Below are 6,504 nucleotides of genomic sequence, written 5' to 3'. Positions count from 1 at the left end.
CGCGTGCTGAAGATCAACGGCCTCGCAACCATCAGCGAGGATGTCGTGGAAGCCGCCCGCAGCACCCTCGTCATCGGCGTCACCTAGTGCTGACATTCGTGACATTTACCGCTGAAAGCCACAGGCGGGATAGGTTCGGGCCCGATTGACATTCGGCCACCGGTGCTGTCGCTCCCCTCCCTTCCAGGGAGGGGAGATATCTCGCTACCTGTGGTCCATTCACGCCGGGGTCGCGGCGCGGCGCAGGCGGTCGTTGATCGCGGCACCCAGCGCTTCGTCGGGCACGGGCGCGACCGCGATCGCCGCGCTGCCCGACTGGTCGGCGTCGTGCAGCGCGTCGAACAGCCGTGCCGCCGCCTCGGTCAGGTCGCCGGTGGCCGAGAGCGTGGCGTCGCCCGCCACCGGGCCGAAGCCGATCAGCCATTCGCCCGCGCGCGCGGCGGTGGCGTTCAGCCGGACCGGCTTCGACGGGGCGTAATGGCTGGCGAGCTGGCCGGGCGCCTCGACCCCCGCCCCAGCCCCGCCGATCGCGGTGCCGAGCAGCGCTTCCGCCGCCTCGCGCGCGATCGGGCCGGGGCGGAGCTGACGCACCTGCCCGTGTGCGCAGGCGAGGATGGTCGATTCGAGGCCCTGCGACGTCGGACCGGCATCGATCACCAGCGGGATACGCCCGTCGAGGCTGCGCAGCACATGCGCCGCGCGGGTCGGGCTGATCGATCCGCTGGCATTGGCCGACGGCGCGGCCAGCGGCCTGCCGCACGCCGCCAGCAGCGCCTGCATCGCGGGATGCGCGGGCACGCGGATCGCGATCGTCGGCAGCCCCGCCGTCACCAGCGCGGCGACGGGCGCACCGTCGCGCAGCGGCAGCACCAGCGTCAGCGGCCCCGGCCAGTACGCCGCCGCCAGCGCGCGGGCATGATCGTCGAACACCGCCAGCGCCTGTGCCGCCGCCAGATCGGGCACATGCACGATCAGCGGATTGAACGACGGCCGCCCCTTGGCCGCATAGATTCCGGCGACGGCGTGCGAATCACCGGCATCGGCGGCGAGGCCGTAGACCGTCTCGGTCGGCACCGCGACGCAGCCGCCGCGCGCGATCACCGCCGCCGCCGCGGCGATCGCCGCCGGGCCGTAGGGTAAGGTGCGGGTCGGCTCGGAGCGATTTGGAAGTGGCATGATCCGGGCGCTATAGCCGAAACGCACAACAGATAGGAGAGAGGCCAGATGGAGCTGACCCCCGCGGTCGCCGAGCAGCGGTTCGCGCTGATCCATGCCGCCGGAATCGCCGCGCTGGCGGACAGCGAACGCTTCGCCGATGCCACGCCGGACATGCTCAACGCGATCCTGACCGGGATCGGCGATTTCGCGGGCGGCGAATGGCGGCCGCTCGACCGCGCGGGCGATACGGTGGGCGCCCGGCTGACCCCGGACGGGGTGACGATGCCCGCGGGATATCGCGCCGCCTATCAGGCCTATGTCGCGGGCGGATGGGGCACGATCGGCGCACCCGTCGCCTGGGGCGGACAGGGCATGCCCTTTGCGGTGGCCAGCGCGGTGCTGGAGACATTGGGCACCGCCAACATGGGCTTCGCGCTGTGCCCGACGCTGACCGTCGGCGCGATCGAGGCGCTGGTGCATCACGGCAGCGCCGAGCAGCAGGCGCGCTACCTGCCGCGCCTGTCGACCGGGGAATGGACCGGCACGATGAACCTGACCGAGCCGCAGGCCGGATCGGACGTCGGCGCGCTGACGACCCGCGCCGAACCGGCGGGCGACGGGACATGGCGCATCCGGGGGACCAAGATCTACATCTCGTTCGGCGACCATGATCTGGCGGACAATATCGTCCACCTCGTGCTCGCCCGCACGCCGGGGGCACCGGCGGGGACCAAGGGCATCTCGCTGTTCCTCGTACCCAAATACCGGCTGGATGCGGACGGCAATCCGGGCGAGGCGAACGACGTCCGGGTGGTGTCGATCGAGCACAAGATGGGGCTGCACGCCTCGCCCACCTGCGTGCTGTCGTTCGGCGACCATGGCGATTGCCGCGGCGAGCTGATCGGCGCGGAGGGCGGCGGCATGCGCGCGATGTTCACGATGATGAACAATGCGCGCCTCAACGTCGGGCTGGAGGGGGTGCAGGTGGCGGAGGCGGCGACGCAGCGCGCCGTCGCCTATGCCCGCGAGCGCGTCCAGTCGGCGCGCGCGTCGGCGCCGGGCACGCCGGTCGCGATCGTCGAGCATCCCGACGTGCGCCGCATGCTGCTGCGGATGACCGCGCAGACGATGGCGGCGCGCGCTTTGGTCTATTACGCCGCCGGGCAGGTCGACCGGGCGACGTTGGGCCTCGACGGGGCCAAGGCGCGGCTCGACCTGGTGACGCCGCTGGCCAAGGCGCACGGCACCGACATCGGTTGCGAGGTCGCCGGCATCGGCGTGCAGGTGCACGGCGGCATGGGCTATATCGAGGAAACGGGTGCCGCGCAGCATTTCCGCGATGCGCGCATCACCCCGATCTACGAAGGGACCAACGGCATCCAGGCCGCCGATCTGGTCGGGCGCAAGCTGATGGGCGACGGCGGGGCGGCGATCGACGCGCTGTTCGCCGAAATGGCGGGCGAGATCGGCCATGCCGCGCTCGGCGACCTGTTGTCGGATACGCAGGCGGTAGCGCGCTGGATGCTGGAGGCGGATACCGACGACCGGCTGGCGGGCAGCTATCCGTTCCTCACCATGCTGGCGACATGCGTCTGCGGCTGGCTGCTGGAGCGGCAGGCGCGAGCGCTGCGCGAGGAGGACGACCCGGCATTCGCGCGGCGCAAGCGGGCGGCGGCAGGCTTCTACCTCGACCGGATCGTGCCCGAGGCGCGCGGCCTCGGCATGGCGGCGATGGCGGGCGCGGGCGGGCTGTATGCGCTGTCGGCGGAGGATTTCGCGGCGGGGTGAGGGTGGATCGCCAGGGGCGATCGGGGTTCGGTGCGGACGATACAGCGCCCCTCTCTGGAAGGGAGGGGTTGGGGGGTGGGTAGGCCTGCGAGGGAACGTTACGCCAGCCCCAGACCGACCCACCCCCGGCCCCTCCCTTCCAAGGAGGGGAGAAAATGCCCCAGATCAGGCGGCGATCTCGCGCAGCGGCACCATGCGGGTCGGGCGCACCGCATTGTTGATCGGCAGCGTGTCGCCACAGCACGCGCACTCGGCGATCACCCGCCCGACGATCCATTGCGACGCGCCGCAGGTGGGGCAGTTGTTGTGGCCGTGCAGTGCGAAGATCGGCACGCGCGTGCCGATGGCGACCGTTCGGTCCATGGCATTCTCCCTGTTGCGGAAAAAACGCCGAAGGATCGTCACGGTTCCGTCACGGAACCGGGAAAGCATATGCAGGAGCGCCAAAGGTTCCGCCCGGATACGAATCGTTGAACGTCGCCCGGCAACGCCCCGCCGCAGGTCGGCCGGGGTGGTTCAGGCGATCGCCCGATCTCCCAGCAGCGTCGCCGGGTCAAGCCCCAGCAGTTCGATATGCTGCACGATCCGCGGCCAGTGGCCCTTCAGGAAGCGTTCGCGCTCCGCCATGCGCAGCCGTTCGACCGCGCCGGGCAGCACGAACATGCCGACGCCGCGCCGCACCTCGACATAGCCGTCGTCCTGGAACGTCTGATACGCCTTGGCGACGGTCAGCGGGTTCGCGCCATGTTCGGCGGCGAAGGCGCGGACCGACGGCAGCTGGTCGCCCGCGCCGAACTGTCCCCGCAGGATCGCCGCCGCGATCAGCGCGCGCAGGCGGAGGTAGACCGGCGTGTCCTCGTGATCGATCGCTGTCATGCTGAATTAATACAGCATCGGGGGCCCGAGTCCATCGTTCATCCGTCCCATCGCGTACCGATGCGTGCCGGATCGGGCCGGGGGCGCTCGTCGAGCGCGCGGCCCGGCGTGCCGAAATAGAAGAAGCCGACGATCGTCTCGTCGCCCGATCCGAAGGCGTCGCGCACCTGCGCACTCTCCGCCGCCCAGCCGGTCAGCCAGCTGCCGACATAGCCCAGCGCATGGCCCGCGTGCAGCAGGTTCATCGCCGCCGCCCCCGCCGACAATTGCTGTTCCCACAGCGGGATGTGGCTCGGCACCACCGGCGAGAACAGCATGACGACCAGCGCCTGCCCTTCGTGCGCGAAACGGTCGCATGCTTCGAGTTGCGGCGCGGTCGCATCCGGGTTGGCGGCGGTGAAGGCGTCGCGCAGCAGCGCAGCCAGCGCCGCGCGGCGATCGGCGGGCACCACCACGAAGCGCCACGGGGCGAGCTTGCCATGGTCCGGCGTGCGCGCGGCGACGGCGATCATCGCGTCCAGTTCGGCGTCCGCCGGACCGGGGGCGATCATGTCGCGCGGCTTGCCCGAACGGCGGGTCCGGAGGTGGCTGAGCAGCGACGTGCGATCGTTGAAGGTCATGGTGGCGCAGGTAGGGTGCGGGGCGCGCACGCACAATGCGCTTGGCATTACCGTTTCTTGCGTTACGAATTGGCGACAAACGGAAACACGGGCCGCGTATGCCCGATGACGACAAGGGGCTGGACGTGCCGGAATTCAAGGCAATGGCGATGTGGAGCGAGACCGACTGGATCGCCGCGATCGCAACCGCGATACTCGCCGCATTCCTCGCAGGCGGCCTTGCGGTCGGCATGAGCCGCAAGACCGAGTTCGCCGGGCATCCGCGCGGCCTCTACATGCTGTTCTTCGCCGAGATGTGGGAGCGCTTCTCCTATTACGGCATGCGCGCGATCCTGATCCTGTATCTGACCAAGCACTGGCTGTTCAGCGACGGCAACGCGAACGTGATCTACGGCAGCTATACCGCGCTGGTGTACATCACCCCCGTCCTCGGCGGCTATCTCGCCGACCGGTATCTGGGACAGCGCAAGGCGGTGCTGTTCGGCGGGGTGCTGCTCGCCTTCGGCCATCTGTTCATGGCGTTCGAGGGGCAGGAAGGCATCACCGACGCCGCCACCAAACAGGCCGATCCGGCGATCAACCTGTTCTGGCTGGCGCTTGCGCTCATCATCGTCGGGTCGGGGTTCCTGAAGGCGAATATCTCGGTGCTGGTGGGGCAGCTCTACAAGCTGACCGACCGTCGCCGCGACAGCGCCTATACCATCTTCTACGTCGGCATTAACCTTGGCGGTGCGGCGGGATCGATCCTCGTCGGCTATCTGGGGGAGACGATCGGCTGGGCATGGGGCTTCGGCCTTGCCGGGATCGGCATGATCGCGGGCCTGCTGGTGTTCGTGGTCGGCAAGGGGCTGCTCGGCGGCCAAGGCGAGGCACCCGATCCGCTGGTGCTCAAGCGTCGCGTGGCCGGGCTGCCGCTCGAATGGCTGCTCTATGCCAGCGGCATCGTCGCCGTCGCGGTGATGTGGGGGCTGATCCAGTATCAGGACGCGATCCAGACGCTGTTGATCGTCTCCGGGATCGGCCTGCTCGGCTATGTGCTGTTCGAGGCGTTCAAGCTGGAGCCGCATGCCCGCGACCGGATGTTTGCCATCCTGTTCCTGATCGCGCTGAACCCGGTGTTCTGGGGCCTGTTCGAGCAGGCGGGCGGCAGCTTCAACCTGTACACCGACCGCTATGTCGATCGCGGCGGCGTGCCAGCGGCCCTGTTCCAGTCGATCAACTCGATCTACATCATCCTGCTGGGCACGATCTTCGCGGGCATCTGGGCGTTCCTGAGCCGGCGCAACCTCGAACCCTCGGCGCCGGCCAAGTTCGCGCTGGCGCTGTTCCAGGTGGGTCTCGCCTTCCTGCTGTTCGTCTGGGGTGCGAACAGCGTCGGCGCGGCGGTGGCGACGCCGGTCGCCTTCGTGTTCCTGTTCTACTTCTTCCAGACGACCGGCGAGCTGTGCCTGTCGCCGGTCGGGCTGTCGGCCATGAACCGGCTGGCGCCCAAGCACCTCGCGTCGCTCATCATGGGCGCGTGGTTCTACATGACGGCGGTCGGCAATTTCGTCGCGGGCAAGATCGGCGAGGCGACCGGCGGCGAAGGCGGCGAGATGACCAAGGAGGCGACGCTCTCGGTCTATTCGACCATCGGCTGGTGGACGATCGGCATCGGCGTGGTCGTGCTGCTGCTCTCCCCGATGGTGAAGCGGTGGATGCACCTCGATACGCTGCGCGACGACGTCGATCATTCGCTGGCCGGACAGGCGGCGATCGGCGAGCCGAAGGCGGCGGGCGTCGATGTGTGGAAGGAAGAGCGGTAGGGCGACGCGGTTCGGCTTCCCCCCTCCCTGACAAGGGAGGGGTCGGGGGTGGGTTGGCCCGTTGGCGGGCGTGACCTTCCCTCGCGGGCCGCCCCCCCCCAGCCCCCCCTTATCAGGGAGGGGAGCAAATTTTCCGGCAGTCCCGCCAGATATAGAACCGTCTCGAGCCGCGCCCCATCCCGCCCCCCCCCCCGACCGTTCGTGTCGAGCAGCGTCGAGACACCGTACGCGGTCCTTGCGGCACGTCCCGCGACTGC

General features: G+C 69.4%; 6 protein-coding genes. 2 read left to right on the top strand and 4 right to left on the bottom strand.

Annotation, left to right across the window (positions count from 1 at the left end):
- Positions 1–219: 219 nt before the first annotated feature.
- Positions 220–1,176 (bottom strand): L-threonylcarbamoyladenylate synthase, encoded by a 957-nt coding sequence (locus tag ABLE43_RS06665; protein ID WP_348977691.1) that lies wholly within the window; start codon positions 1,174–1,176, stop codon positions 220–222.
- Between the two features lie 48 nt (positions 1,177–1,224).
- Between ABLE43_RS06665 and ABLE43_RS06660 the strand changes: the two genes are divergently transcribed.
- Complete coding sequence (locus ABLE43_RS06660) at positions 1,225–2,946, top strand: acyl-CoA dehydrogenase family protein (RefSeq protein WP_348977690.1); 1,722 nt, start codon at positions 1,225–1,227, stop codon at positions 2,944–2,946.
- A 165-nt stretch (positions 2,947–3,111) separates the two neighbouring features.
- Here the strand turns inward: ABLE43_RS06660 and ABLE43_RS06655 are convergent, their stop codons facing one another.
- The 3 genes from ABLE43_RS06655 to ABLE43_RS06645 form a co-directional block, all read right to left on the bottom strand.
- Positions 3,112–3,309, bottom strand: a complete 198-nt coding sequence (locus ABLE43_RS06655) for a hypothetical protein (protein ID WP_348977689.1) — start codon at positions 3,307–3,309, stop codon at positions 3,112–3,114.
- A 153-nt stretch (positions 3,310–3,462) separates the two neighbouring features.
- The gene (locus ABLE43_RS06650) at positions 3,463–3,822 is read right to left on the bottom strand and encodes a GntR family transcriptional regulator (RefSeq protein WP_348977688.1); all 360 of its coding nucleotides are present in this window, start codon (positions 3,820–3,822) and stop codon (positions 3,463–3,465) included.
- Positions 3,823–3,860: 38 nt separating this feature from the next.
- Positions 3,861–4,442 carry a nitroreductase family protein gene (locus ABLE43_RS06645; protein WP_348977687.1) on the bottom strand — a complete coding sequence of 194 codons (582 nt, stop codon included), beginning with the start codon at positions 4,440–4,442 and terminating at the stop codon, positions 3,861–3,863.
- Between the two features lie 98 nt (positions 4,443–4,540).
- On the opposite strand from ABLE43_RS06645, the gene ABLE43_RS06640 reads away from it, so the two are divergent.
- Complete coding sequence (locus tag ABLE43_RS06640) at positions 4,541–6,247, top strand: peptide MFS transporter (protein WP_348977686.1); 1,707 nt, start codon at positions 4,541–4,543, stop codon at positions 6,245–6,247.
- Positions 6,248–6,504: the final 257 nt, after the last annotated feature.

Origin of the sequence: Sphingomonas silueang (assembly GCF_040049155.1) — a bacterium.
In the GTDB taxonomy this organism is placed as follows: Bacteria; Pseudomonadota; Alphaproteobacteria; order Sphingomonadales; family Sphingomonadaceae; genus Sphingomonas; species Sphingomonas silueang.
This window is presented reverse-complemented; position numbering and strand designations above follow the sequence as displayed.